The organism is Comamonas sp. F1-6, from assembly GCF_039581415.1.
GTDB classification, from domain to species: Bacteria; Pseudomonadota; Gammaproteobacteria; order Burkholderiales; family Burkholderiaceae_C; genus Comamonas; species Comamonas thiooxydans.
The window spans coordinates 1-26,679 of sequence record NZ_JBCPWN010000027.1; the positions used below are offsets into that span (position 1 = coordinate 1).

The following is a 26,679-nucleotide window of genomic DNA, read 5'->3' on the forward strand; positions in this document are numbered from 1 at the left end:
ATCGCGTACCTGCGAAGAGAAGGGCGGCAAGTTCTCCTTTGAAAACTACACCCGCACAGCCCAGGTCCTGGCCGACACGATTGCCGACGCGCATTTCACATTCGTGGACAAGCCCATGCACCCCAGCTTGGTGCGCGACATGCTGGGCTACATCAACAGCCGTTTTCGTGACCTCGTGGGCGGCGGCTACCTGATCGGCGCAGAAGCCTTCTTTGACCCGGACCGCAACAGCAAGGAAGACCTCGCAGCGGGCCGCCTGCTCATCAGCTACCGCTACACGCCCGTGCCGCCGCTGGAAAACCTCATCTTCGAGCAATCCATCACGGACGATTTCCTGGCCGAATTCGCGGCTGCCATCCAGGCCTGAGCCTGAAGCCATAGGAGCACCAATCAATGTCACTGCCTTACAAACTCAAGAACTTCAACCTTTTTGGCGACGGCAACGTCTGGCGCGCACTCATCGACAGCGTGACGCTGCCCAAGCTCGTGCGCAAGGTCGAGGAATGGCGCGGTGGCGGCATGCATGGCCCCATTGAAGTGGATCTGGGTCATGAAAAGCTGGAGATGTCTTTCAAGGCGGGCGGCTTTCTGCTGGACGGCTACCGCGCTTTCGGTGGCAAGACCCACAACGCCAATCAGTGGCGCTTTGCCGGCGCCTATGAAGACGATGGCACTGCCGTAGTCACCGCCGTGGAAGTCCTGGTCAGTGGCCGCGTGCGCGAAATCGACCCCGGCGATGCCAAGGCGGGCGACGACACCGAGCACACCCACACCATCAGCGTCAGCTACTACAAGCTGACCGTGGACGGGCGCGATGTGATTGAGATCGACGTGCCCGGCATGGTCTTCAACGTCGATGGCCAGGACGTGCTTTCCAAAATCCGCCGCGCTATCGGTATGTGATCCAGCGCCCTGCATTCCCCTTTATTTGAGAACCCATCACCATGAACGAAAACGAAGACCTGAGCACCAGCACCGCCCCCGTGGTCGAAGGCGTGGAAGTTGTCACGCTGGACTACCCCATCAAGCGCGGCGACACCGAAGTCAAGGAAATCACCCTGCGCAAGCCCATGGCGGGCCAGTTGCGTGGCGTCAAGCTCACCGAGCTGCTGTCGCTCGATGTCGGCGCCGTGCAGATGATCCTGCCCCGCATCACCACCCCCACCCTGCTGCCCCACGAAATCGCCCAGCTCGACCCTGCCGACATCACCGAGCTGGGCACCAAGGTGGCGGGTTTTTTCGTGCGCAAGAGTATCCGCGCGGAATATCTGACTGCGTAGAGGACGCCATGGCCGATATGGCCATGGTCTTTCACTGGCGGCCTGCGGACATGGAAGACATGACGCTGGCCGACCTCATGGAATGGCGTGAACGTGCCCGCATTCGCGCCCAGCATCAGGGTGTGTAATATATGGGCCATGTCAGCCAACTTCTTCCTCTACGCGCTGTTTGCACTGGCCGCCCTGGTCGTGCTGGGCTTTGCCCTGGCGCCCATCATGGCTGCCACTGGCCTTTGGGCGCACACCAGCGCCGAGGACCACCGCGCCCAGGCCCGCGAAATCGAGCGCCTGCTGGCCGAAAAAGACTAGCCGCCCCCCTGCACTCCCGCGCCCTGGCGCAAGGGGGTGCCCATGTCTGACACCCGCCTGCGGCTCATTCTGGAGCTGCGCGATAGAGTGCTTGCGCCCCTGCGCGGCATCCAGTCCGGCAGCAAGGACGCAGCCGCCGCACTCAAGGCCACCCGTGACCAGCTGCGCGACCTCGAAAAAGCCCAGCAAGACATTGACGGCCTGCGCAAGACCCGCGTGCAGTTGCGCGGGCAGCAACGCGACCTGCAGGAACTGCAGACCAAGCTGGCCGGCAGCAATGCCAGCCTTGTGGAGCACCGCGAGCGGCACAAGAACATTGCCGCATCGCTCAAGACCGCGCGCGAGTCGCACAGCCGGCTCACCAAGGCGCTGCAGGACGGCGCCACCGCTACCCCCGAATTCAGCCGCCAGCTGGAGATGGCCCGCATTCGGCTGCTCAGCAGTCAGACTGCCTATGAGCGCTCCAACTCCACGCTGAGCAAATACCGTACCCAGATCAAGACCACTGAGGCGGGCATTGCCCAGCTCAGCGGCAAGATCGACAACGGCAAGGAACGGCTGCAGGGCTACCAGCAGCGGCTGGAGCGCGCAGGCATCAGCACCGAGCGCCTGGGCCAGCAGTCCCGCAATCAGAAAACCCAGATCGAGGCTGCCACCGCCGCCATGGAGCGCCAAAAGCAGGCGCTGGCCGGACTCAAGGCCCAGCAGGACAAGCTGGCCGCGCTCAAGGCCAATCACGCCAAGTCAATGATGCACGCAGGCATGGCCGTGGGTCTGGGCGTGGGCATGGTGGCCGAGGGCCGCACCCTGGCCAAGCCGGTGCAGGCCACGCTGGGCGCGTTCTCTCAACAGGAAGATGCATCGACCCAGCTGCGGGCGGCCATGATGCAGTCCGATGGCAGCGTGCAAGCCGAGTTTGCGCAGATAGATGCCCTGGCCAAGCGCCTGGGGGACCGCCTGCCCGGCACAACGGCTGACTTCATCGAGATGATGACTGTGCTGCGCAAGGAAGGCATCTCTGCGCAGGCCATTCTCGGCGGTACGGGAGAAGCCGCCGCGCTGCTGGGCGTGCAGTTGAAAATGCCCGTCACAGGGGCTGCAGCCTTTGCGGCCAAGATGCAGGACGCCACCCAGGCCACCGAGAGCGAAATGCTCGGCCTGATGGATGTGCTGCAAAAGAATGCCTACCTCGGTGCCGACCAGAATTACCAATTGGCTGGCATCACCAAGATGGCGGGAGCCATGTCCTTGATTCGGCAAAAGGGGCAGGAAGCCTACAAGACGCTTTCCCCATTGCTTGTGATGATGAATCAGGCAGGTATGACGGACGGCGGCAGCGCTGGCAACGCCATCGACAAAGTGTTCGCCGCTGGACTCGATAGCAAGAAGCTCAAAAAGACCAACGACATGCTGGCCAAGCGGGGCATCAAGCTGAACTTTGCAGACAAGCAGGGGAAGTTTGCAGGCATTGAAAACCTGTTCGCTCAGCTGGACAAACTCAAGGCTCTGGGTGAAAACGACATTCTCAAGAATGAAGTGCTGTCCGAGCTGTTCGGCACTGACGCCCAGAATCTGCAGGTTCTGCGCAACTTCATGGCCAAGGGCTACGAAGGCTACAAGGAAACCGTAGCGAAGATGGACGCCCAGGCCAGCCTGCAGCAGCGTGTCAATGAGCAGCTGGGCACACTGAGCAATGTCATGGAAGCCGCGCAGGGCGGTTTTACCAATGTCATGGCAGACATTGGCGACACCATCAAGGGCGATGCCAAGGACATCATCAAGGCCGTTGGCGACATCACCAGCAGCGTGGGCGGCTGGATCAAGGAACACCCCGCATTGACGGCAGGTATCGCCCGTTCCGTCGCGGTGCTGGCTGGTCTGATGGTTGTGCTGGGCGCTCTCCTGGTGCCACTGGCTCTGATCGCGGGCAAGTTCATGCTGATGCGCTTTCTGTTCGGAATGATCGGCATCAAGGTGCCTATGCTGGGCGCTGGCATCAGTGCGCTGACGGGTGTAGTGAGCAAGCTCACCGGCGCCCTGCTCTCTGGCCTCATGGTGGCCTTGCGTGCAACCATGGGCGTCATCGTCAAGCTGGGCGTGGCACTCCTGACCACGCCTGTGGGCTGGTTTGTGCTGGCCATCGCGGCCATCGCAGGCGCGGCCTACCTAATCTATAAAAACTGGAGCGCCATTTCTGGCTTCTTCTCCGGGGTCTGGGGCAGCGTCAAGACTCAAGCCGCAGCGGCCTGGACATCCATCAAAGCCAGTCTTTCCGGCCTATGGTCCAGCTCAGTCAGCGCGGCGCAGACCATCTGGGCGGGTCTGCCGGGCTTCTTCTCTGGCATGTGGCAAGGCATCAAAGACACGGCCTCTGCCGTGTGGAGTGGTATTGCGTCCATGCTTGGCCAGATGTGGGCCGCAACGGTCAGTACCGCAAGCACGGTCTGGCAGCAGCTGGGCGGCTCTTTCCCTGCTGTGCTGCAAACCATCAGCACGGCCATCGTCAACTGGAGTCCGCTGGGTCTGTTCTATCAGGCCTTTGCTGGCGTCATGAGCTACTTTGGCCTTGAGCTGCCCACCAAATTCAGCGAGTTCGGGGCCAACATCATCCAGGGGCTAGTCAACGGCATCACCAGCAAGATGGCCATGGTGCGCGACGCCGTGGGCGGTGCTGCAGATTCGGCTATCGGCTGGTTCAAGGAAAAGCTGGGCATTCATAGCCCGAGCCGCGTTTTCATGGCGGCAGGCGTCAACGTGGGCGAAGGTGCAGCCATTGGTATTGACCGCACCTTGGGCATGGTGCGCAAGTCCGCTGCGGCCATGGCCATGGCAACAGGGGTCACGCTGGCCGCTCCAACCATGGCCGCGCCCGCAATGCCCGTGCCGCAGGTCGGTATGCCCGCCCAGGTCGTGCAGCTGCAGACCGCTGCCGCCCCGGCGCTGCCACCCGCCGCGCAGGAGCTGCAGCCCAAGCTGCAGAAGTTGCCGCCCGTGCCCGCCCAGGTCGTACAGCTACAGACCGCTGCCGCCCCGGCGCTGCCACCCGCCGCGCAGGAGCTGCGGCCCACGCTGCAGGCGTTGCCGCCCGTGCCTGCCCAAGTCGTACAGCTGCAGACTGCTGCGGCCCCGGCACTCCCACCCGCCGCGCAACCACTGCAGCCCGATCTGCAGGCGCTGCCGCCCGTTCCCGCCCAGGTCGTACAGCTGCAAACCACTGCCGCACCAGCGCTGCCACCCGCTGCGCAACAGCTGCTGCCCATGCTGCAGAAGCTGCCGCCCGTTCCCGCCCAGGTCGTGCAGCTGCAGACCGCTGCGGCCCCGGCACTGCCACCCGCTGCGCAACAGCTGCTGCCCACACTGCAGAAGCTGCCGACCGTACCGGCCCAGGCCATGCAGTTGCAACCCGTCATGCAGCAAGTGCAGGCCATGCCAGAACGGCAGCTGCCAGCCATGCCCGCTATGGCCGACCCCGTACAGATCGACCGCCGCCCGGTGCTGGCTCAGCCTGCCCCCACTGCACAGCGCCCGGCGCCGATCATTCAGGGAGACACCATCACCATCCAGGTCTATGGAGCCCCAGGCATGGATATGCAGGAGCTGGCCCGCGAGGTGCAGCGTCAGCTTGACCAGCGCGACCGTGCCAAGGCTGCCCGCCTGCAGGCCAGCTATACCGATTGGAACTAATCACCATGCTTTGCCTCGGCCTATTCGTATTCAGCCTGGACACCCTCTCATATCAGGACCTGCAGCGCCGCACCTCTTGGAAGCACCCCACCCAGAGCATCGTGGGCGGGCGCGACACATCGCAGTTTCTGGGCTATGGCGAGGACATCATTACCCTGAGCGGCAGCATCGTCCCCGAGTTCAAGGGCAAGCGCGCAAGCCTCGATGAGCTGCGCCTAATGGGAAACACCGGCCTGGCATTCGCCCTGGTCGAAGGCAGCGGCACCGTTTACGGCGCCTTTGTCATCACCGATATGCAGGAAACAAAAACCTACTTCGAGATAGACGGCACGGCCCGCAAGATCGAATTCACGCTGACCCTGCGCCGCGTGGACCAGGACGATGAGGGTGAGTCCGGCTACTCCAATGAAATGGGAGACCTTGAAATGTCCGAAGCCGTAAGCCTGAGCTGACCATGAGTGATATTGACGACATCCGCCACCGCCAGCCCTATGCCACGTCCACAGGTGGCCAGGGACAGCGCCTGTTTCTGCAGCTCACGCCCATCTGGCGCGTGACGGTCAAGGGCCAGGACGTTTCTGCCCGCTTTGCCCCGCGCTTGGTCAGCCTCACCATCACCGACAACCGCGACGGCGAAGCCGATGAGGTGGAAATCGTTATCAGCGACCATGACGGCGCCGTGGAGCTGCCCGACACCGGCGACACCATGACCGTGGCCATAGGCTGGCAGCTCAGCCGAGGCACCGGACCCTATCGCGCGCCCACTCAGGAGGAAATGGGCGGCTTCCCCTTGGGGCTGGTGGATAAGGGTAGCTACACCATCCAGGCCGTGGAATACAGCGGCGCCCCTGACACCATCACCCTGCGGGGCCGCGCTGCCAACCTGCTGGATGAGCTGCGCGACTTGAAAGACCGCAGCTGGCACAAGACCACCGTGGGCACCATCGTGCAGAGCATCGGCGCACAGAACAAACTCAAGGTCAGCATCGACAAGGAAATTGCCGCGCGCAAGATTGGCCACGCCGATCAGGCGCAGGAGTCCGATGCCTCGTTTCTGCGCCGCCTGGGTAAGCAGATGGACTGCCTGTGCAACATCAAAAACGGCACGCTGCTTTTTAGCCAAGCACGCAAGGCCCGCACGCCCAGCGGTAAGGAACTGCCGCCCGTCACCATCACGCGCGACGCGGGCGACCAGCACCGCTGGGCACGCTCTGACCGGGACTCATACAGCGGCGTAAAGGCCTTCTACAACAACATCAAGCGCGGCACCCGTGCCAGCGTTGTGGCGGGCATCAGCGGCAGGGCCAAGACCTTGCGCCAGACCTTTGCCAACGAAGCCGACGCACTGGCCGCCGCCCGTGCCGAATGGCTGCGCATCCAGCGCGGCATTTACTCCTTTGACATCACCCTGGCCTATGGCCGTGCCGATGTCATGCCCCAGCGCCCCGTAATCGTCAGCGGCTGGAAAAAGCAGATAGATGAAACCGTGTGGATGGTCACCGCCGTGCGCCACAGCCTGAGCAGCAGCGGCTACACCAGCCAGCTGACGCTAGAAACCCAGCAGAGTGAGGGTGTGGATGGGGGCGATGAGGCCGAGCAGGGATAGCCACGGCAAAGCAAGGACGTAAAAAAGGCAGCTGGTAAGCTGCCTTTTTGTGGTGGCTGGCTTAGCCTTTACAAGCCTTCGGCAACCCGGTGGCAGGCCGCGCCGAGCGGTATTGGCCATAGAAGTCGCACAACCACCGACTTGTTTCAACCGTTCCAGCCTGCGGTTTTGTTTTGCCAAAGAACTGCAGATAGGAAAGACTGTCCCAGTCACTTGGCAAGTCTGATCTGCTCACGTTGATATACGCCCAATCAAGATTCTTGTTTTCAGGCGACGTGTAAACAAGCCTTATTCGGTTGACTTCTGGCTTCTCCAGAAGGGTGGACGCAAGACGATGGCCATCTTGGGCAATCCAATTCCAGTCATTCTTACCACCTGTCAGTGGGTCGCGGTTTAGTCGAACCTCAACCAACTGTGTCTTTCCATCCACTTGGCGCGTCAGGTCAACCTTGGTGATTTTTTTGTCTAAGGATTTGATGCCTTGTTCGCTGAGATCAAAGGTTTTGCCTGCGATAGCGTGTGAGCTGCACACCAGCGACGCGCCCAATGCTGCCGTCATGTAAACGGCAATGCTGATCTTCTTCATGCCTCACCCTCTCTGAAATTCGCTATGGCCTCTTGGGGCTATGTGCCTTGACTTGCTTTGTTAAAGCCGTCGCCCATTCCACCCGTACACCACCATGCCGCGCACGTCGAGCTGTTCGCCGCCGCGCAGCACTTCGGTTAGTTGGTCGTCGGGGTTGTCGCTGGAAACCACTTTTGTGCCGTCCAGCTTGATGGATACCCGCTTGATGAACGTCAGGCCAGCCACCACCAGCACATAGACGCCGGGAATGTCTGTGGTGCGTACATCGGTATCCACTAGCGATAAGTCGCCGTCATTGATCGTGCCCTGCATGCTGATGCCATCCGAGCCGATCAGGCGCAGGGCTTCCAGTCGGCTGTGCGGTGCGTTGCGCTCTAGCCATTTCTTGGAAAACCGCACATCGCGCACCACAACATCGGTGTCTAGCTGGTCCTTGCCGCAGCCCATGCTGGCAGTTGTGGCCATCACAGGGACATGGAAAACATCGTCATCGCTGTCGGGAGCTGGTGCAGGGCCGGAAAGAGTGCGATAACTTGTATCAGGAGCACCACCTTGTGCGAAATTCCGCTCGCCGGTCAAAACATAGGTGATGTCAATTCCTCTAGTGCCTGCCAGAGCAAAAAATTCGGCTTTAGGACTACTCCGGCCTGACTCCCAGTCATAGATGGTGCGCTTGGAGAAGCCTGGGCCAAGGTCTTCAAAAGACTCTGCCTTGATACCTAAACGCTCGCGCTCGGCACGCAGTCTGTCGCCTATCACTGCGCGCAAACTCGCACCAAAATCAAATTCGTTCACGTTTTTCGCATTCATTTGTTGATTTGTGCGATTTCTCGCACTATCATTCGCACCGAAGTGCATTTATTAGTTCCACAAACAGCATACAGCACGCCATGACAACCACCGCCAATGCATCCCGGTATGCCCCCCGCGGCGTCCAAAAGGACAAGCCGATTCCCGTGCGCTTCTACTCTGCAGAGCGCACTAGGTTCATGGAAGAGGCTGCCAAGGATGGCCGCTCTGCTGCAGCCTTCACCCGCCTGATGGCCCTCAAAGGCTTTGAGCAGTGGGAGGCCGAGAAGAAGCAAACCGCTCAGGGCGCCGTCAACTGATCCATGCCCTGCATCTTCCGCACGCACCCACGCAAGCGCACGCAATACGTGTTGCGCGGAGTTGCGCACTGAGCCACCAACCGAGAAAACCAGAAATGAATATGCGAATCACCCATGGGGCTGGAACGATTGAGAGAGCGTTGCGCCAAAGCCTGAGCCAGCCCGGCAGTGCCGTGGCAGAGGCTGCGGGCTGGGATGGCTCCAATGTCAGCCGCGTATTGAGCGGTCAGCAGGGTGTGCCCATCAGCAAGCTGGACGCTGTTGTCAGCGCCGCCGGTTATGTGATGGTCAGCCGCAAATATCTGGATGCGATTGGCACTCTGGGCGAAGTCGGTATGTATTGCCACTGCGCCCGTGCCGGTGGCGGCGAATGCGGCCCAGACAACCGCGCAAGCTGCGCCAAGTAAAAAAGGTAGTGCCCATGGCTGAAAACAACCCGTTTGAAGACAAGGCCGCACTGCAGGCGCATAGCAGCTTTACACAGTCCACTCAGGGCCAAGCTGGCCGCAAGATAAGAATGGGCGTGGATGTCGAGGCCATAGAGGCTAATAACCGCGTACTGCTGCAAGAGACGGTAGACAAGATCAAGGCAGAGCGCGCGAAGAACTCCCCCAAGGCCCGCAACCGGCTGGAGTGCCCGCACTGCGATGCCCCTTGCACCATCCGATCCAGCCGCCGCATGAGCAAGCTCACCCGCGAGTACAGCTACCAGTGCAACAACGTCGAATGCGGCCACACGTTCGTGGCCAGCATGGAGATTCGGCACACCTTGTCACCCAGCGGCACGCCAGACCCTTCGGTCGTTCTGCCCATGCCCGACAAGATGCGCCGCGACGTGATCCGCGCCCAGATGGATGTGGCCCCATCGGTGCCCTATAGCCCTGTGAACAGCAAGCCGGTGACCGGTGACCTGTTCTTAGATCAGGCGCTACCGCTCAGCTAAAGCCCTCCCCCTACCCGTTTCAACACTGCTGACAGAGCCAGTTTTCTGGCCCTGCGGCCCTTTTCACGCCCAAAAACCTGAAAGGCATCGCCATGACACAAGCCGACCTCAAAGAAAACGATCAGGCCCAAGCGCCTGCATTGAAGCCGGTGGGTGAATTCCGACATTGGGAACTCAGCCGCTCCATGCAATTGGATGACGTGAGTGTGAGCATGTATTCCATGCTCGAAGTCGGGGCGCCATGCGACAGCGCAATGGCAGTGGTGGCGGTGCGCGCTAGTGCGGTGGGCTTTGGTTGGCAAGGGACGTTGACGCCGGAACAGGCGGTGGAGATGGGGCAGGCGCTGATTGCTACGGCGGCACAGGTTCGCAATATCCGCAATCTGGCTACGGCTGCAGTGCAAGGCGGTGCCGAATGATCCGCTTTGCAATCACCCATGTGGACGCACTGCATGTGCGCCGCCGCCTCGTCGTCAACGGTGCTGCCAGCCGGGACGCGGCCCTGGAGTTCGTCCAAGGTCTGTACGGCAAAGACTTCTGGTATCTGTCCTGCGTGGGGGTCTGAGCAGGATGAATGCCCCATTGCGAAATGCGCTTGTCATGCTGCCCCAGCCTGCTGCTGAGCAGCAGCCTCTGCTGCCCGGTGCAGTGGAACTGCTGCGCATTACCAAAGAAGAATGGATTCAATGTCATCGGGGCCGGGTTGTCATGCTTCTGGAGCAGATGCTATGCATCGCAAAAGATGAGCAGATACCGCTGCATGCAAGCAAGGAATTCGCTCGGGGCATCAATGAGATTGATTGCATCTTGAAAAATGAGAAGGCTCGGGACGCTCAAGAGAAGAACGCGCCCAGGCCGCCAACGCTGCAAGAGCGCGCATACATGGCAATGCAGCGCAAGGCGATCTGCCGAGAATCTGGCCGTGGCTACATCGACGCCGAAAACCAAGAGTGGTTCCGCCTGCCCGAAGAGCTGCGCATGGTCGTCCTGCTGCTGGCTAGGTTGAGCGGGAATCTGCAAGAGCTGGCGGGTAGGGACTGGCGCGAAACGCCGCCGCCAGAACGTCAAGCAATTAAGGCCGCTGTTCGCGCCATCAAACGGCATTTTGGCGGCGTAAACGGTAGGGGCGGTCTTGTGTCTCTCGCCAGCCTTTGGTGATCTGCCATGGCTGTATCCCTCATTCCCCGCAAGCGCGTCACGTCTAGCTTTTCGGCGTGGCTCAAGCACATGCCAACGCAAGGGCATGTCAATTACCACCTTGCGCGAATCATCGAGTCTGCGCCTCAAGAGTGGCAAAAGGCCATTCGTGCCCGCTTTATCCAGAAGGCCCCAATGCCGCCTGCTGGCGTGGCCATGGATTCGCAGGAATACGCGCGCTGGGAATTGGGACTGCCAAGCGAGAGTGAGCAGGCATGGACAAAGCTGCAAGCCCTTGCCGACTACGAAGACCGCTATGGTGACGCGCTGCGCCTGAATATGAGCGATGACGAAATCTGCGCCTGGGCCAAGAAGCTGGCCGAGGATGTGGAGGAATTCGACAACCGCATCGTGGCGCATGCCCAGCAAACGCTGAGCTTTCCCAAGCTGCAGGCCGCATCAGCCAAGGTCATTTTGCAGGCCCGCGTCAATGGCGTGCGCCGCATCGTGGACATGCTGGGCGTGGAAGTCAGCAAGCCCATTGAGGGGGAATCCGACATTGCTCGCGCCAAGTGCGCCCGCTGGTGGCGCCGTCGCCTGCGCCGTCACATCGCCCGCGTGGTGGAGGCTGGGGCCATCAGCATGGGTCTGGTACATCTGAACAGCGGCGGCTATGTCAGTCATAGCGGCCTGCACCGCCGCAAGGGACAGCTGGCCCGCAATGCCGAGGCGCTGACCCGCACCTTTTACAGGAATGAAGCCGGGCAAATCTACAACCTTGCCGAGCTGTCCGCGCTGAGCACATCAAACCCAGCCATTCGCGGCGGCGAGCTGATGACGCGCATTCGTGGCGCCGAAGAGTATGCCGATGCCCATGGCCATGTGGGCCTGTTCCTGACGCTGACATTGCCCAGCAAGTACCACGCCATGCGGCTGGTGGGCAATGGCGCAAAGCGCTGGGCCGAGCGCAACCCGAAGTTCAACGGCGCCGACCCGCGCGAGGGTCAGCAGTGGATGCTGGCTCAATGGAAGCGAGTTTTGGCCAAGCTGGACCGCCAGAACATCCGCCGCTATGGCCTGCGTGTGGTGGAGCCACACCACGATGGCACGCCGCACTGGCACATGCTGGTATGGACAGAGGACGAAGAGGCTGCCAGCGCCTTGGTGGAGACCATCAGCGAATACTGGCTGAGCGAAGACGGCACCGAGCGCGGCGCCAAAGAAAACCGCGTGGATGTGAAGCGCATGGAGGCTGGCGGCGCCGCTGGCTATGTGGCCAAGTACATCGCCAAGAACGTGGGCCACATCGCCCTGGCCGAGCACATGGATGTGGTGCAGGGTCAAGAGATACAGATGCGCCTGGGCCTTGATAAGCCCGTGCAGCCAGAGCTGAAAGACACCAATGGCATGGCCGCCCAGCGCCGTGTGGACGCCTGGGCCGCAACATGGAGCATTCGCCAGTTCCAGGCCTTTGGCATGCCCAGCGTGACGGTGTGGCGCGAGCTGCGCCGCGTGAGTAAAGACCAGCCGCAGCAGCTTGACCTGTTCTGCCCTGAGACACAGCGCAAGATCCAGCGCGCCTATCAGGCCTGCCACCGCGAGGGAGAAATGCGCGCGGACTGGCGCGCATTCATGGAGTCTATGGGCGGCCACAGCTGCAAGCGCCATGACTGGCTGCTGCGCCCTGCCCGCCGCGCTGCCAAGGCTGGCGCCACAAATATGTATGGCGATGAACTCACAGTCGGGCCAGTGCGCGGTGTGGAGATTCAGCGCGGACGCGCTCGCGGCCATTGGCTTGTGAGCCGCCGCATCCAGTGGGCGCACTGCACCGAAAAGACTCAGGCGGCGCACGTCGCAGACGTGGCTGCAGATGCCGATGGCGTCATCGACAGCGCCTGCCAAGAGGCGCAGACACGGCAGGCTTTGCCTGCCGCTTGGACTGGTTTCAATAACTTCACGGGCCGCCTACAGGGCGCCACCGCAAACCAGATTCACTGCAACGCAAAACACGAATCTGAGGCTCAAAAAAACTACCTGCCACCAGATTCCGCAGCCTTCCGCCGCCAAGAGCTGGCCGATCGCTTCCAACAAGCAGCCCATTTCTTCCACTGATCCATCAAAGGAGGTTCACCCATGCCCGAAAACCACCAGAAACCAACCGCTTGCGCATGCTGCAAAAGCATTGAACTGGAACGCTTCTGCCATCTGCCGCCAGATCCTATTTTCAAGTGCCTCGACTGCGGCGCACTGCTGAATGAAGACGGGTCAGTCTGCGCAGATGAAGAGGTGCAGCCATGAAGGCCAGCCGCACAGAGCCGACTGTGCACTGCTGGCAACGCCGTATCAATGGCGACTACGTGACAGCCGCGCACACCACTCACGACCACCTCGCTGCCGTCTTCGCCGCCGAGCGCGAACGCTTGGCTGCAGCCAAGTCCAAGCGCCGCCGCCGTCAGCCGGCAGCAGACGTAACCACCGACACAAGCGCACAGCTGCGCTTGGTCGGCTAACACCATCCAGGGAGCATCACCATGAGCCACACCATCACCGCGCTGCACAGCTATCGCGCCATCCTGATTCCCCAACACGCCAATGCCGCCGACATAGAGGATCTGGCAGACGCTGGCCAACTGCCCACCATTCGCGTCAAGGCCCCCAGCTGCGAGCAAGCCGAAGTCGCGGCCCAGCACGTCAGCGGCAAAAAAGTGCTGCGCGCTGAGCGCGTGGAGAGCTAAGCCATGACCAAGAAAAAAGCCAACGTCAGCCTGCACCACCCCATTGAAAAAGCGAAATGGGAAGAAGCCCGCGCCGCAGAGCGCATCACCTACGCCCAGGCACCGCGGATTTCATGGCGTGGCGGCGAGCCATACAAGTGCCCAGAGCTGCAGCACCGCAGCATGCGCAACCAGCCGCCAAGCATCGTCATGGGCCAGAGCATCAAACACCGCGCATAAATGGAGAAAAGCAATGCAAGAGCAATACCGAAAAGCGCATGAAGCTATCAAAAATGGAGCAAAAGCACATATGGCAGTGGCGCTGCACACGGTCATCATCGGCTTGGGCGTCAGAAAACTCGCAGTATCGGATGGACTGGCCGATCTGACCGGCAATGAATTGCTGAGCAGCCGTGGCCGCGCCCTGGTCAACCGAGAGCAAGAGCTACACATAGCACAGAAAGTGCTGTGCGAGCTGTTGGTAAAAGAGTGCCGGGGATTGGGACGCCAGCAGCAATGCATGAGCGCCACCCAGGCAGCACCCGCACCCGTGACAGTGCCAACAATGGAGCAAAAGATTGCAGGGGCACATGCGGCAGATATAAAGCCGTCACAGGCAGAGGCCGTCTATCTCGCCATGCTTGCCACCACGCCGGCAGCCGTGCCCGCAGCTGTGGCAGTGCCTGCAGAGGTTACAGCTCTGCTTGAAGCGCTGGAATCGATGGTCGATGTGTGCGAAGGCCACGACTTTGACGGCGCTCCGAGCGATGCACACATGGAAAAGGCGCGTGCTGCCATTTCCGCCTACCTCGCCATGCTTGCCGCCACCCCGGCAGCAGCCGCGCCCGCAGCTGTGGCAGTGCCTGATGGTGGCACGCCAGGTCTGTGGAGCGTGCGTAAGCGCGAAGTGGATGGCGAGTTGCGGGATTGCTTTGTGACTGCGCCCGATTGCCAAGGCTTGCCCTACGACGCGGAAATCATGGGCGACGACGAATACCGTGATGACAACGGTATTGCTCGCAAGCTGGCCGACTGTGAATTGATCGTTACTGCAGTGAATGCATATCGTGCCGCGCTTGCCGCCACCCAGGCAGCAGGCGCGCCCGCAGCCGTGGCAGTGCTTTATGGGCGCGCGGCGTTTACGCAAGACGATGTGATCCGCTTGGCAAAAGAGGCCAATGCGCCTGCTGACGCATGCGTCATGCTCTCTTTCCTTGGGGATTTTGCTGCCAAGGTTATCTCCAGGGCCATCAGCACCTGCTCTAGCAGTCTCCCAGACCGCGATGCCATCACCCGCTTGGCAAAAGAGGCTGACGCGCCAGATCTAGCATTTCAGATACTCCCCTTTCTTGAGCGTTTCGCTGCCAAGGTACTTGAGGACTTAACAGGCGGCCAAACCGAGCAGACTGCAATCAAGAAAAGAACAGGAAAACCGACATGAACACCGCTAACATCCAACAAAACCCAATGGCCAGTGCAGTGCCTCGTCTGGATACTGCAGGCATCGCCGCCATGCTAGGCGTCACAAGGGTGCATGTCACAGACCGCATCACAAAGCGCCCGGACTTCCCCAAGCCATTCATCAACGTGAGCCGCCGCCTGCGCTACTGGCGGCAAAGCGATGTGCAGGCCTGGATGAAGGGCGGGAAGTGAAAGAACAGCGGCGGGGCGTGGTTACAGCCTCGCCGCAATTTCCTCGGGACTCTCCCGGTAGTAGGTATTGAAAAGCTCATTGATGTTGACATGGCCACTGATGCGGGCCAGCGTCATTACATCGACCTTTTTGCTGAGCAGCGTCAATGATGTGGCGCGCAGATCGTGAAAGCGCAGCCCCTCAACCATGCAGCGGTCACGCAGCTTGCGATATAGGGCATCGCGGCTTGCATCGCTGATCGTGAAATAGGTGTCCCGGCCCTCACGATGGGCCTGATCTTCCAGAATCTTGAGCAAGCGAGCTGCCCGCGTGGTCAGCGGCACTCGGCGTGCTCCAACCGCAGATTCTGTCTTGTGATGAGGCAGCTCATAAACCTTGCGCTTGAGGTCAGTCGTGGTGCGCGAGAGTTTCAGAATTTCCCCGCTACGCATTGCAGTGTGAAGGGCGACCATCATGGCCCAGCCCGTTTCCTGCATTGCAGTCTGTGGCGCCACGCGAAGCGACACGCCTGCAGATCGGAGGATTCGGCGCACTTCCATCCAGCGGCTGACCCTGCGCCGCGCATAGGATGCGGCAGGGAGCGTAATTTCTTTCCATGGGCTTGAGCCTGCCCACTTCCATTGCTTGATGGCCAACGTCCATATGGGCCGGTACTGCTGAGCCTCACGCAGCACGCTGGCCCCGCTGACATGCTTCAAGCGAGCATCACGCCACGCGGCCAAATCATTGCCGGTAATCTGGTGAAATACCTTAGCGGCCAGCTCAGGATAGTCCCTCAACCAAGCATCAAACCGCAGATTGTCGGCCCGTGCTGTGCTGCCGGTCTTCTTGTTTGTGACTTCGTTGCGGTAGCGCTCAACTGCCTCGGCCAGCGTGCGCTGCGGGAATTCTCCCCGCGCGCCCGCAAGAATCGCAGCCTCTTCGGCCACGGCCCAGGCCTGGGCCTCTGCCTTTGTGGGCCGCGTGGCCGTCTTGCGCACGCCTGCCCGCTCAACTTCCGCGCGCCAGCCGTTCTTAACCTTCCTCAGATACGCCATATCAAATCCTTGCTGCCAAATCCCGCGCGGGATCGGGAACGGGAACCGCGCGGGAAGAGACTGTAGTTTTAAACAGTATTCTGCTGGATTCGGTAGGAGTGCCCGACGAAAAACAGGCAAGAAAAAAGCCCGCTCTCATAGGAGAAAGCGGGCTTATGCAGGGTTCGCTTGGATTAAGCGGTTTTTATTCGTGGTGCGCGGAGCCGGACTCGAACCGGCACGGTGTTGCCACCGTCAGGACCTAAACCTGGTGCGTCTACCAATTTCGCCACCCGCGCGGTCAGCAATGCGCAAATCTACGCTTACTGAGGTCAAGACGCAGATTCTAGCCGCAAAATTGGCGGTTTTTCTTCCAGAACAGGCTCAGGCCGTGTCCTTTCTGATGCGGAAAGCCGCCGCATACATGGCTGGCAAGGCCAGCAGGGTCAGCACGGTCGCCACAATCAGACCGCCCATGATGGCCACAGCCATGGGGCCCCAGAACACGCTGCGCGACAGCGGAATCATCGCCAGTACGGCAGCCGCTGCAGTCAGCACGATGGGGCGCAGGCGATGCACGGCAGCTTCCACAATCGCATCCCATGCCGGCACGCCCTGGGCACGTCCGCTCTCGATCTGATCGATCAGGATGACCGAATTGCGCTGAATCATGCCCATCAAGGCCACAACGCCCAGCAGAGCCACAAAGCCAAAGGGGCGATTCAGCAGCAGCAAGGCCGCAGCCACACCAGGGATGCCCAGCGGGCCGGTGATAAAGACCAGCAGCGAACGGCTGACGCTGCGCAACTGCAACATAAGCAGGGTGAAGGTCAGGAAAAGCAGCACCGGGACTCCTGCCACGATGGCACCCGACCCCTTGGAACTTTCCTCCACGGCACCGGCCACTTCGATGCGATAGCCTGTGTCGCCCGCAGCATGCCAGCCAGCCTCCATCTTGCGCAACTGCGGCAACAGCTCGTTGGTCAGCGTTGCACCTTGCAGGCCTTCGCGCACATCGCCTTGAACGGTAATCGCGAAGTTGCGCTTTTCGCGCCACATCACGCCCGGCTCCCAGACCATGACGGGCTTGGCAATCTGCGTGAGCGGAATGGACTGCCCGTTTGCCGTGGTGACATAGACACCCGCGATATCGGTAATTGCATCGCGGTCCTGCTTGGGCGGGCGCATCACGATATCGATCAGCTTGTCGCCTTCACGGAACTGCCCCACTGTGGTGCCGCTGAAGTTCATGCCCGTGGCTTCGGCGATCGACTGGCTGGTCACACCCAGGGCGCGCGCCTTGTCCTGATCGACCTGCAGGCGGATGACCTTGACGGACTCGTTCCAGTTGTCATTCACGCCACGCATATCGGCATTGGCCTGCATGAGCGCCTTGACTTCATCGGCATAGGTGCGCAGCTTGGCGGGGTCCGAGCCCATGACACGGAACTGCACCGGATATTGCACAGGCGGCCCGTTGGGCAGCAGCTTGGAGCGCGCCCGCACCTCGGGGAATTCCTCGGCCATCAGCGCCGGCAACCGTTTGCGGATTTCCTCGCGCGCCTTCAGGTCTTTGGCCACCAGAATGAACTGGGAGACGTTGTTCTGCGGAAACACCTGGTCCAGCGGCAAATAGAAGCGCGGTGCTCCGGAGCCTATCCATTCGCTGACGGACTCCACACCGTCGAGCTGCAAGAAGCGCTTTTCCACACGCAGCGTCACCTCCTTGTTGGCCTGCAAGGACGTGCCCTCGGGGAACCATATATCGACCAGCACTTCGGGGCGGCTGGAATCAGGGAAGAACTGCTGCTGCACCTTGCCCATGCCCGCCAGACCCAGCACGAACACCAGCACCGTCGCGCCAATCGTCAGCCAGCGGTGCTGCACACACCAGTTCACCGTGCGGCGAAAACGGTTGTAGAACGGCGTATCGAACAGCTCATGCTCACCTGCATTGGTGTTGATGCCTGCTTCTTCAGCCGACACCTCACCGGATGCCACTTCGGGCGGCAGCTTGGCGGCATGCGGCGGCTTCTTGAGCAGCAGCAGGCCCAGATAGGGCACGAAGTACACCGATGCAAACCAGCTGAGCACCAGCGCAATCACCGTCACCGCGAAGATGGCGAAGGTGTATTCACCCGTCATGGACTTGGCCATGCCGATGGGCAGAAAGCCCGCTGCCGTGATCAGCGTGCCGGTCAGCATGGGCTTGGAGGTGATTTCATAGGCAAAGGTGGCGGCACGGTACTTGTCGTAGCCCTCCTCCATCTTGCGCACCATCATCTCCACGGCAATGATGGCGTCGTCCACCAGCAAACCCAGCGCAATGATGAGCGAGCCCAGCGACACCTTGTGCAGACCGATATTCCAGTACCACATGGCCAGGAAGGTTGCGGCGAGCACCAGCGGAATGGTGATGCCCACCACCAGTCCGGGGCGCGGGTCGATATACCAGCGCTTCCACAGCGGATGCTGCCCCGGGCGCTTGTGCAGGCCCAGGCTCAGAAAGCTCACGGCAAGCACCACGACCACTGCCTCGATCAGCACCTGGAGAAACTCGCTGACCGAATCCGCCACCGCCTTGGGCTGGTTCTGCATATTGCTCAGCGTCACGCCCACGGGCAGGCTTTTGGCGATGCGCTCCGTTGCCTGCGTCAGCGCCTTGCCCAGCGCAATGATGTCGCCGCCCTTGACCATGGACACCCCCAGGGCCACCGTAGGCTCGCCCTGAAAGCGCACCATGACATTGGCCGGGTCGGCATAGCCGCGATGCACCTCGGCGATATCGCCCAGCCTGAACTGCGCTCCGCCCTGGCCGATGATGGGCATGGCACGCAGTTGCTCCAGATCGTTGAACTGGCCTTGCACACGCAACACAATGGTTTCGGCTGGCGTCTGCAAGGTACCGGCCGATGCCACGGCATTTTGCTGGTTGAGCTGATCGAGCACCTGCTTGAGGTTCAGCCCCATCTGCGTGGCGCGGTGCGACAGCTCCACATAGACCTTTTCGTCCTGCACGCCGAACTGCTCGACCTTGGCCACATCGGGCACCTGCAGCAGTTGCTGACGCACATCGTCGGCCAGAGTCTTGAGCTCGGCATAGCTGAAGCCCTTGGCCTGCAGCGCATAGATCACGCCATAGACATCGCCGAAATCGTCGTTGAAGAACGGTCCCTGAACGCCCTGCGGCAGGGTGTAGCGCATATCCCCCACTTTTTTGCGCACCGTATACCAGAGCTGCGGCACCTCCTTGGGGGGCGAATAGTCCTTGACCTGGAAGATGACCTGCGACTCGCCAGGCTTGGAGTAGCTGCTGATCTTGTCCGCATAGGGCACTTCCTGCAGCGTGCGCTCGATCTTGTCCGTCACCTGCTGAGCCACCTGCTCGGCAGTCGCACCGGGCCAGTAGGTGCGAATGACCATGGCGCGGAAGGTGAACGGAGGATCTTCGTCCTGGCCCAGCTGGAAGAAGGCAGTAAAACCCAGCAGCATCAGCACGACAATGAAATAGCGTGTCAGCGCCACATGATCGAGCGCCCAGCGGGAAAGATTGAAATGCGCGCCACTGGTCTTTTTGTGTCCAGCGCCGCTCATTTGCCCGCCTCCGCAGCCGCCGCAGGCTGATCCACACCTGATTCCTGAGCATCCTGCCCTTGACCCGCCTGCGTTTTCGGCTGATTTGATGCAGAACCCTGCAGCGACTTGGCATACTTATCGCGATATACCGTCACCTTCTGCCCGGGGGTCAGCACGTGGACGCCTGTGGCCACCACCTGCATGCCGGCTTGCAGACCCGAGGCAATCACCGCCTCGTTGCCGTCGGCGCTGGCAATCTGCACCGGCTGCAGCTTCACCGAACTGCTGGCCGCGTCATACAGCCAGACGGCCGTACCCTGACCGTTACCCCCCTCCTGGCGCAAGGCCGTGGTTGGCAGCTTGATGACCTGGTTGCCTATGGCTTCGCCGCTGACGCCCATGCCCTCGGGCATGACATGCACGGTCGCGCCCAATGAAGGCAGGTCCGCGCCCTGCAGCGCAGCCTTGACCACATAGGTGCGTGTGGCCGGGTCGGCACTGGCCGCCACCTCACGCACCTGTGCGTTGATCACGCGCGACTCGTCCGACCAGGGACGCACCTTCACGCCCTGGCCCGGCTTGATGGCGCTGCGCCGGTCTTCGGGCACGCTGAACACCGCATCGCGCGCGCCGTCCTGGGCAATCCTCACCACGGGCGTGCCGGCCGCAACCACCTGACCGGGTTCAGCCTCCACGGCGGTGACCACGCCATCGGCATCAGCCAGCAACTGGGTGTAGTTCTCCTGATTGGACTGGCTCGAGAGCTGGGCACGGGCCTGATCGAGTGAGGCCTGGGTCGCCTTCAGATTGGCCTCATAGCGCTCCATCTCTGCGGCGCTGATGAAGTTCTGGGCGCGCAGCGTGCGAAAACGCTTGGCATTGGCCTCGGCCAGATCGCGCTGCGTGGTGGCCGAGGCCAGTTGGGCACGCGCGGCATCGGCGCTGAGCTGGTAATCGCGCGCATCCAGTCGCGCCAATACCTGTCCAGCCTTCACATGCTGACCCAGTTCCACTTCGCGCCTTGTGATCTTGCCCGCCACGCGAAAGCCGAGGCGAGATTCGACACGGGCCCGCACATCGCCCGAATATTGCTGAGCAGACTCGATCTGCCCCTCACCCACGGTCACCAGCTTGACTGCGCGCACCGGCTCGGGCGCGGCCTCTTTCTTGGAGCAGGCCGACAGCATGACGGCAGCCGCCACTATGGACAGCGCAGCCAAGGGCGCGGCAGGCCGGCGCGGCAAAGACAACATTGCAAAACGACGAGAAGACGAAACAGCCATGGTGTTCTGGGCTTGTAAAAATAGGAAAAGCGCAGCTGCCGGGCAGGCCGCTGCACCCAAGTCAGCGCTGATTGTGCACGCACGTGCGCTTTTGCGCCGTCTTTTTATGGGCTGCCGCCAGCCGGCAAGTCCACCCGGTCCACAATACGGGCGTGAACCATATGCCCCCAGCGAGCCCCGCCGCCAACGCGCCGGCCAGCATCAACCACTACGAAAATTTCCCTGTCGCCTCCTGGCTGTGCCCGCCACGACTGCGTGCGCCCATCGCCGCCATCTACCACTTTGCGCGCACCGCCGACGATCTGGCCGACGAGGGCCAGCACGGCACCGAGCAGCGCATCGCACAGCTGCAGCAATATGGCGCAGATTTGCAGCAGTTGGGCTGCTCCGGCGAAGCCGCCATGCTGATGCGCACCGCCTGGCCGCATGTCTTTGGCCCGCTGGCAGTCCAGGTCCAGGCCCATGGTCTGCCCAAGCCATTGCTGGCCGACTTGCTCAGTGCCTTCGAGCAGGATGTGCGCATGACGGCCGCCCAGACCCGCTACACCGACATGGCCCATTTGCTGGATTACTGCCGCCGCTCGGCCAACCCGGTCGGCCGCCTGCTGCTGCACCTGTATGGCGTGGTCAACGCCAAGGCACTGATTCAGAGCGACGCCATCTGCACCGCCCTGCAACTCATCAACTTCTGGCAGGACCTGAGCCAGGACTTGCCGCGCCAGCGCCATTACCTGCCGGATGCCGACCTGGCCCGCCATGGCATTGTGCGAAGTGCCATCAAGCCGGAGGCAGCGGCATTGACACCCGAGCTGCAGTCTCTGCTCGGCGAACTCAACCGCCAAGCCCGCAGCCTCATGCACCATGGAGCGCCCCTGGTGCATCAGTTGCCCGGCCGCACGGGCTGGGAGCTGCGCCTGGTCGTGCAAGGCGGTCTGCGCATTCTGGACAGACTGGACGCCATGCAGGGGCGCAACCTCTATCAGCGCATCAAACTGGGCAAGCTCGACATGATCGCTATGCTCTGGAAAGCCGTGCGCATGTGAGCGAACAGATAGCCCCTATCCCCTGATGGGCCTACGCAAGGCGCTATTGAATTTGAAGTCTGACTAGGCGCATGCCGCACATTTCAATGTTGTGTCGGCCAACTGCCCGCGTCATGGGACAATGCTCCCCCTATGAATCCGGATCAGTACGTCCAAGACAAAGCCGCCTCTTCGGGCAGCAGCTTCTATTACGCCTTTCTCTTCTTGCCCAAGGAGCGCCGCGCCGCCATCACGGCTTTCTATGCCTTCTGCCGCGAAGTGGATGACGTGGTTGACGAGGTCACGGACCCTGGCGTGGCAGCCACCAAGCTGGCATGGTGGAAGACCGAGGTACACAGGGCATTCACCAGCCAGTCCGCTCATCCCGTGATGCAGGCACTGATGCCCCACGCCAAGACCTATGGCATCGAAGAGCGCCATCTGCAGGCCGTCATTGAAGGCTGCCAGATGGATCTGGATCAGACCCGCTACCTGGACTTTGCCGGTCTGCAGCGCTACTGCCATCTGGTCGCCGGCGTGGTCGGCGAGGTTGCCGCCCGCATCTTCGGGCAGACCGAGGAGCGCACCACCGAATACGCCCACACCCTGGGCCAGGCCCTGCAGCTGACCAATATCATCCGCGACGTGGGAGAAGACGCCATGCGCGGGCGCATCTACCTGCCTATCAGCGAGCTTCAGCAGTTCGACGTCAAGGCCCACGAGATCAACAAGCGCGAGTACTCGGAACGCTTCACGGCGCTGATGCGCTTTCAGGCCGAGCGTGCCCACAGCCTGTATGACAAGGCGCTTGGCCTGCTGCCCGATGCCGACCGCCACGCACAAAAGCCCGGCCTGATGATGGCAAGCATCTATCGCACCCTTCTGCGCGAAATCGAGTCCGAGAACTTCCAGGTACTGCACCAGCGCATCAGTCTCACGCCACTGCGCAAGTTCTGGCTGGTCTGGAAGATGCAGGCGCTGGGTCGCATGTAAGCGCGCCATGGAAGTTGCCATCATCGGTGGCGGCTGGGCCGGCATGGCTGCCTCTGTACAGCTTTCGCTAGACGGCCATCAGCCCACGGTTTTCGAGGCCGGTCGTCAACTGGGTGGCCGGGCCCGCAATCTGGAACTGCCGGGCGGCACCATCGCCGACAACGGCCAGCACATTCTGATTGGCGCCTATGCCGAATGCCTGCGGCTCATGCGCATCGTGGGCGCGACGCCGGAGCAAGCCCTGCTGCGCAAACCACTTACCATGCGTTACGCCGATGGCAACGGCCTGTCCTTCCCCGACCTGCCGGCGCCGCTGGACGCCTTGATCGGCATTGCCAGCGCCAACGGCTGGTCACTGCGCGAACGTGCCGCCCTGCTGGGGCGCGCCCTGCGCTGGCGCGTTCAGGGCTTTCGCTGCGCAGAGGCTGCAACCGTTGCCGATATCTGCAGCGGTCTGCCAAAGCGCCTGCTCGACGAATTCATCGAGCCGCTGTGCGTGTCGGCCCTCAACCTGCCGGCCTCACAGGCAAGTGGCAGCATCTTCCTGCGCGTGCTGCATGACGCGCTGTTCGCGGGTACGGGCGGCTCGCATTTTCTGCTTCCGCGCTACGGACTCGGTGATCTGTTTCCGAATCCGGCTGCGCAATGGCTGCAAGGCCGCGGACATGCGGTACATACTGCAAGTCGGATTCAGGAGCTAATTCCCCATGGCCGGCAATGGCTGCTGCGTACATCCAATGCGGCACTGAGACCAGCGCTTGAGCAATCGCGCTTCGATGCCGTGCTGCTGGCCTGCCCACCTCAGGAAGCCGTCCGCCTGGCCCTGCTGGCGGCCGAAGACCAGCGCCTGCCCGCACGCGACGCGGTGGCTTACCAGCACTGGGCACAGACCGCGCAGGCGCTGGAGCACACGGCCATTGCCACGGTCTATGCGCGCACCAGCCATCGCCTTACCGCTGGGCTGCCCTGGTTGGCACTGCAACCCGGCGAGCAGGCTCCAGCCCAGTTTGTGTTTGACCGCGGGCACCTGCAGCCATCAGATGACACCCAGCAAGGCCTGATGGCCTTTGTCGTCAGCGACTGCCGCACGGACCGCCAAGCCCTGGAGCAGCAGGTGCTGGAACAAGCCCAGCAACAGCTGGGCTGGCAGGACATTCAAGCTGTGCTGACCGTGGTTGAAAAGCGCGCCACATTTGCCTGCCGGCCCGGCGTGAAGCGCCCTGGCTTGGAGCTGGGCCATGGCCTCTGGGCTTGCGGCGACTATGTGAACGGGCCCTATCCAGCGACGCTGGAAGGTGCGGTGCGTTGCGCACTCGAGGCAGCCGAGCAACTGGTCCGCAAGGACTAGGACTGAGTAGCTCTAGCGCAAACCCTATCAGCACAATCCTGATGCCTGGATAGTCCTGCTGCACCAGGTTTGACAGCGATTTGACAGCCACAGTTGCAACCATGGCTTGAGAGGCAATCTCTCAGCCGCATAAAGCCAAAAGCAACGGAGACAACATGGCATCCACATTCGACAAGTCCACTCGCGAAGTTCTGAGCATCTCGCGCCGCCATCTGCTGACCAGTGCAGGAGCCCTGGCCTGCAGCGGCCTGCTGCCCGGCATGGCCCGCGCTGCCGATGACGGCTGGCCCAGCCGTCCGATTCGCTTTGTCGTGCCTTTTGCGCCTGGCGGCAGCTCTGAAATCGTGGCCCGCTCCACCGCCGCAGAGCTATCCAAGACCATAGGCCAGAACGTATTCGTGGACAACAAGCCCGGCGCTGCGGGCAATATCGCCATGCAGGAAGTGGCTCGCGCCGATGACCAGAGCACGGTCATCCTCGGCCATATCGGTACCCTGGCCGTCAACCCTTATATTTTTGACAAGCTGCCCTGGGACCCTAAAAAGGACTTTGTGCCCGTGAGCCTGCTGGCCAAGGTGCCCAGCCTCTATGTGGTGCACCCCGATCTGCCCGTCAAGAACATTGCCGATCTGGTGGCCTATGCCAAGAAGAACCCCGGCAAGCTCAGCTATGGCTCGGCCGGCAACGGCAGCGCAGGACATCTGGCATTCGAATACCTGAAAATGACGGCCAACATCTTCATGCTCCACGTGCCCTACCGCGGCACCGGCCCCATGATGACCGACCTGCTCTCCGGCCGCCTTGATGCTGCCTCGGTTGGCGCCGCCGCGCTGCTGCCCTTCATCAAGGCCGGCAAGGTGCGCTGTATCGCCACCGGCTCGACCAGGCGCCTGCCGCAATTACCCGATGTGCCCACGGTGGCCGAACAGGGCTTTTCGGGCTTTGAAATGACCCAGTGGTACGGCATGCTGGCCCCTTCCAGCCTGCCTCGCGCCCATGTAGACAAGCTGGCTGCAGAGTGCGCCAAGGCCGTCAAGGCGCCCGATGCACTCAAACGCTTGCAAGGCGATGCGGCCGAGCCCATTGGCAGCACGCCGGAGCAGTTTGCCCAGTTCATCGCCACCGAGCAGAACCGCTGGCAAAAAGTGCTCAAGCGCGCACAGGTGAAACCGGGTTAACCCACTGAGACACCGCTTCTTCCCCCTTCTTTTCGGAAGGGGGCTAGGTTCTCTCTGCGGGGCGGACCTTGCTCAAGTAGTGAGCCGGTCAGCGCCGCCCCATGTATCAGCTCAGCGGCTCTCTATCCACCACTGGATGATGATCTTGGCGAGATAGCCTACAAAGCCCACGCCCAGGCCCAGAAAGATCACAAAGGTGCCGAACTTGCCTGCCTTGGACTGACGCGCCAGCTGCAAGATGATGAACACCATGAACAAGATGAAGGCACCCACCCCCCAGGTCAGGAAAAAGTGGGCAAGCTGTTCTTCCGTATATCCGAATATCACGACAACCAGGTCCTTACAGCCTTTGCCAGGCCCTGGTCGCGCAGCGCTCAGACGGCAGGCACTATCGCTTCATCTCTGGCGGGGAATGCAGAGGCATCCACCAGGTCTCGATAGGCGTGCCAGCTGGCATGGCCCAGCAGGGGCATCACAACCACCAGCCCCAGCAGATAGCTGCCAAGGCCCAGCAAAGTCAACATCACAATCAGCGCCGCCCACAAGGCCATAGGGCCAGGGTTGGCCAGCACCACGGACCAACTGGTCAACACGGCCTGGCGCACGGTCACTCGCCTGTCCAGCATCAGCGGCATGGCCACCACGCTGGACGCAAAAATCGGAGCAGCCAGAAAGCTGCCCAAAGCCATCCATTGCACAAATAGCTGACCATCCCTGGCCAGCACCACATGCACAATGAAATCCTGCAGGGTTTGCACGCGCACGGGCGACATCACGGTGATCAGCGATGCCGAAATAAGCACCCAGCCCGTGGCTGCCAGCGCCAGCAAGGCGCCGAACCTGACCATGCACCAGTACCCTCCCCGGCCCGTGGCATGGCAGCTCTGCCATTGCGTCCAGGTGCGGCGAATCAGACCCCAGTCTGCCACCTCACCGCGCTCTATGGCCCGGCTGACGGCATAGAGGCTGGTGGCCACCAGAGGCCCCACCACCAGAAAGCCCGACAAGGCCCCTGCCATCAACCAGAAGCGATTGTGCCCCAGGGTCAGGATTGCTGCACCGATCAGGATCAAGGCCAGACCATGCGCCAGACTGATTAACGGAGCGTTAGAAATGTCCTGCAAGGCTCTGGACAGCCACACCATAGGCCGGCTCCAGGCAATGGTTCGCACAGGTGCCAGCGGAGGCGGCGTGAGAAGACAGGCAGACAGGCAGGTAGGCATAGGCGGTCCTTGTTCGCT

At 61.6% G+C, this 26,679-nt stretch carries 32 protein-coding genes and 1 tRNA gene; 25 read left to right on the plus strand and 8 right to left on the minus strand.

The genetic code is table 11. The annotated features are described in order from the left end of the window. From AAIL66_RS21105 to AAIL66_RS21140, 8 genes are all read left to right on the plus strand, one after another. A partial coding sequence (locus AAIL66_RS21105) for a phage tail sheath C-terminal domain-containing protein (protein WP_343497676.1) occupies positions 1-367 on the plus strand: 367 nt, incomplete at its 5' end. A 26-nt stretch (positions 368-393) separates the two neighbouring features. Further along, positions 394-903, plus strand: a complete 510-nt coding sequence (locus AAIL66_RS21110) for a phage major tail tube protein (RefSeq protein WP_043006557.1) — start codon at positions 394-396, stop codon at positions 901-903. A 41-nt stretch (positions 904-944) separates the two neighbouring features. Continuing rightward, positions 945-1,280, plus strand: a complete 336-nt coding sequence (locus AAIL66_RS21115) for a phage tail assembly protein (protein WP_063664699.1) — start codon at positions 945-947, stop codon at positions 1,278-1,280. An 8-nt stretch (positions 1,281-1,288) separates the two neighbouring features. Continuing rightward, positions 1,289-1,408, plus strand: a complete 120-nt coding sequence (locus AAIL66_RS21120) for a GpE family phage tail protein (RefSeq protein ID WP_043006564.1) — start codon at positions 1,289-1,291, stop codon at positions 1,406-1,408. Positions 1,409-1,418: 10 nt separating this feature from the next. Beyond that, complete coding sequence (locus AAIL66_RS21125; RefSeq protein WP_343497677.1) at positions 1,419-1,589, plus strand: hypothetical protein; 171 nt, start codon at positions 1,419-1,421, stop codon at positions 1,587-1,589. Positions 1,590-1,631: 42 nt separating this feature from the next. After that, complete coding sequence (locus AAIL66_RS21130; RefSeq protein ID WP_343497678.1) at positions 1,632-5,273, plus strand: phage tail tape measure protein; 3,642 nt, start codon at positions 1,632-1,634, stop codon at positions 5,271-5,273. A gap of 5 nt (positions 5,274-5,278) precedes the next feature. Further along, complete coding sequence (locus tag AAIL66_RS21135) at positions 5,279-5,725, plus strand: phage tail protein (protein ID WP_343497679.1); 447 nt, start codon at positions 5,279-5,281, stop codon at positions 5,723-5,725. Between the two features lie 2 nt (positions 5,726-5,727). Continuing rightward, positions 5,728-6,879, plus strand: a complete 1,152-nt coding sequence (locus tag AAIL66_RS21140) for a contractile injection system protein, VgrG/Pvc8 family (RefSeq protein WP_343497680.1) — start codon at positions 5,728-5,730, stop codon at positions 6,877-6,879. Between the two features lie 61 nt (positions 6,880-6,940). Here the strand turns inward: AAIL66_RS21140 and AAIL66_RS21145 are convergent, their stop codons facing one another. Together AAIL66_RS21145 and AAIL66_RS21150 are read right to left on the minus strand one after the other, a co-directional pair. After that, positions 6,941-7,465 carry a hypothetical protein gene (locus AAIL66_RS21145; RefSeq protein WP_343497681.1) on the minus strand — a complete coding sequence of 175 codons (525 nt, stop codon included), beginning with the start codon at positions 7,463-7,465 and terminating at the stop codon, positions 6,941-6,943. A 60-nt stretch (positions 7,466-7,525) separates the two neighbouring features. After that, the gene (locus AAIL66_RS21150; RefSeq protein WP_343497682.1) at positions 7,526-8,275 is read right to left on the minus strand and encodes a S24 family peptidase; all 750 of its coding nucleotides are present in this window, start codon (positions 8,273-8,275) and stop codon (positions 7,526-7,528) included. Between the two features lie 80 nt (positions 8,276-8,355). On the opposite strand from AAIL66_RS21150, the gene AAIL66_RS21155 reads away from it, so the two are divergent. From AAIL66_RS21155 to AAIL66_RS21215, 13 genes are all read left to right on the plus strand, one after another. Further along, positions 8,356-8,574, plus strand: a complete 219-nt coding sequence (locus tag AAIL66_RS21155) for a hypothetical protein (RefSeq protein ID WP_343497683.1) — start codon at positions 8,356-8,358, stop codon at positions 8,572-8,574. Between the two features lie 95 nt (positions 8,575-8,669). Next, positions 8,670-8,981 (plus strand): helix-turn-helix domain-containing protein, encoded by a 312-nt coding sequence (locus AAIL66_RS21160; protein WP_043008494.1) that lies wholly within the window; start codon positions 8,670-8,672, stop codon positions 8,979-8,981. Between the two features lie 14 nt (positions 8,982-8,995). Next, on the plus strand, positions 8,996-9,517 hold the full coding sequence (locus tag AAIL66_RS21165; protein WP_343497684.1) for an ogr/Delta-like zinc finger family protein: 522 nt from the start codon (positions 8,996-8,998) through the stop codon (positions 9,515-9,517). 92 nt (positions 9,518-9,609) lie between these two features. Continuing rightward, on the plus strand, positions 9,610-9,936 hold the full coding sequence (locus tag AAIL66_RS21170; protein ID WP_343497685.1) for a hypothetical protein: 327 nt from the start codon (positions 9,610-9,612) through the stop codon (positions 9,934-9,936). Then, complete coding sequence (locus AAIL66_RS21175) at positions 9,933-10,082, plus strand: hypothetical protein (protein WP_343497686.1); 150 nt, start codon at positions 9,933-9,935, stop codon at positions 10,080-10,082. The genes AAIL66_RS21170 and AAIL66_RS21175 overlap by 4 nt, the downstream gene beginning before the upstream one ends. Before the next feature lie 35 nt (positions 10,083-10,117). After that, complete coding sequence (locus tag AAIL66_RS21180; RefSeq protein WP_343497687.1) at positions 10,118-10,675, plus strand: hypothetical protein; 558 nt, start codon at positions 10,118-10,120, stop codon at positions 10,673-10,675. Positions 10,676-10,681: 6 nt separating this feature from the next. Next, positions 10,682-12,766, plus strand: a complete 2,085-nt coding sequence (locus AAIL66_RS21185; protein WP_343497688.1) for a replication endonuclease — start codon at positions 10,682-10,684, stop codon at positions 12,764-12,766. A 21-nt stretch (positions 12,767-12,787) separates the two neighbouring features. Continuing rightward, positions 12,788-12,952 carry a hypothetical protein gene (locus AAIL66_RS21190; RefSeq protein WP_343497689.1) on the plus strand — a complete coding sequence of 55 codons (165 nt, stop codon included), beginning with the start codon at positions 12,788-12,790 and terminating at the stop codon, positions 12,950-12,952. A 23-nt stretch (positions 12,953-12,975) separates the two neighbouring features. After that, on the plus strand, positions 12,976-13,164 hold the full coding sequence (locus AAIL66_RS21195) for a hypothetical protein (protein WP_343497690.1): 189 nt from the start codon (positions 12,976-12,978) through the stop codon (positions 13,162-13,164). A 21-nt stretch (positions 13,165-13,185) separates the two neighbouring features. Then, on the plus strand, positions 13,186-13,389 hold the full coding sequence (locus AAIL66_RS21200) for a hypothetical protein (RefSeq protein ID WP_343497691.1): 204 nt from the start codon (positions 13,186-13,188) through the stop codon (positions 13,387-13,389). A gap of 3 nt (positions 13,390-13,392) precedes the next feature. Next, the gene (locus AAIL66_RS21205) at positions 13,393-13,608 is read left to right on the plus strand and encodes a hypothetical protein (protein WP_343497692.1); all 216 of its coding nucleotides are present in this window, start codon (positions 13,393-13,395) and stop codon (positions 13,606-13,608) included. A 13-nt stretch (positions 13,609-13,621) separates the two neighbouring features. Further along, a complete protein-coding gene (locus AAIL66_RS21210; protein WP_343497693.1) occupies positions 13,622-14,809 on the plus strand; it encodes a hypothetical protein in 1,188 nt (395 codons plus the stop codon). Continuing rightward, entirely contained in the window at positions 14,806-15,021 is a 216-nt protein-coding gene (locus AAIL66_RS21215; protein WP_343497694.1) for a hypothetical protein, read from the plus strand. The genes AAIL66_RS21210 and AAIL66_RS21215 overlap by 4 nt, the downstream gene beginning before the upstream one ends. A gap of 21 nt (positions 15,022-15,042) precedes the next feature. On the opposite strand, the gene AAIL66_RS21220 is transcribed toward AAIL66_RS21215, so the two are convergent. From AAIL66_RS21220 to AAIL66_RS21235, 4 genes are all read right to left on the minus strand, one after another. Next, entirely contained in the window at positions 15,043-16,179 is a 1,137-nt protein-coding gene (locus tag AAIL66_RS21220) for a tyrosine-type recombinase/integrase (RefSeq protein WP_343497695.1), read from the minus strand. A 71-nt stretch (positions 16,180-16,250) separates the two neighbouring features. Next, positions 16,251-16,337 (minus strand) — tRNA-Leu (locus AAIL66_RS21225). An 85-nt stretch (positions 16,338-16,422) separates the two neighbouring features. After that, entirely contained in the window at positions 16,423-19,632 is a 3,210-nt protein-coding gene (locus AAIL66_RS21230; protein WP_343497696.1) for an efflux RND transporter permease subunit, read from the minus strand. Beyond that, positions 19,629-20,867, minus strand: coding sequence for an efflux RND transporter periplasmic adaptor subunit (locus AAIL66_RS21235; RefSeq protein ID WP_343497697.1), 1,239 nt, complete (start codon positions 20,865-20,867; stop codon positions 19,629-19,631). Before AAIL66_RS21235 ends, AAIL66_RS21230 begins: the two co-directional genes overlap by 4 nt. Before the next feature lie 191 nt (positions 20,868-21,058). Between AAIL66_RS21235 and hpnC the strand changes: the two genes are divergently transcribed. The 4 genes from hpnC to AAIL66_RS21255 all read left to right on the plus strand — a co-directional run bounded on the left by hpnC (position 21,059) and on the right by AAIL66_RS21255 (position 25,438). Continuing rightward, positions 21,059-21,940: a squalene synthase HpnC gene (gene hpnC, locus AAIL66_RS21240; protein ID WP_343497698.1), complete on the plus strand. Its 882-nt coding sequence runs from the start codon at positions 21,059-21,061 to the stop codon at positions 21,938-21,940. Between the two features lie 132 nt (positions 21,941-22,072). Beyond that, on the plus strand, positions 22,073-22,912 hold the full coding sequence (hpnD, locus tag AAIL66_RS21245) for a presqualene diphosphate synthase HpnD (protein ID WP_034358010.1): 840 nt from the start codon (positions 22,073-22,075) through the stop codon (positions 22,910-22,912). Positions 22,913-22,919: 7 nt separating this feature from the next. Beyond that, a complete protein-coding gene (gene hpnE / locus AAIL66_RS21250; RefSeq protein ID WP_343497699.1) occupies positions 22,920-24,260 on the plus strand; it encodes a hydroxysqualene dehydroxylase HpnE in 1,341 nt (446 codons plus the stop codon). A gap of 155 nt (positions 24,261-24,415) precedes the next feature. Next, a complete protein-coding gene (locus AAIL66_RS21255) occupies positions 24,416-25,438 on the plus strand; it encodes a tripartite tricarboxylate transporter substrate binding protein (protein ID WP_059441617.1) in 1,023 nt (340 codons plus the stop codon). Positions 25,439-25,549: 111 nt separating this feature from the next. Here AAIL66_RS21255 and AAIL66_RS21260 read toward each other — a convergent pair whose 3' ends face one another. Together AAIL66_RS21260 and AAIL66_RS21265 are read right to left on the minus strand one after the other, a co-directional pair. Next, positions 25,550-25,765 carry a DUF2788 domain-containing protein gene (locus AAIL66_RS21260; RefSeq protein ID WP_003068886.1) on the minus strand — a complete coding sequence of 72 codons (216 nt, stop codon included), beginning with the start codon at positions 25,763-25,765 and terminating at the stop codon, positions 25,550-25,552. 47 nt (positions 25,766-25,812) lie between these two features. Continuing rightward, positions 25,813-26,661 carry a DUF2189 domain-containing protein gene (locus AAIL66_RS21265; RefSeq protein WP_034358000.1) on the minus strand — a complete coding sequence of 283 codons (849 nt, stop codon included), beginning with the start codon at positions 26,659-26,661 and terminating at the stop codon, positions 25,813-25,815. Positions 26,662-26,679 lie beyond the last annotated feature (18 nt).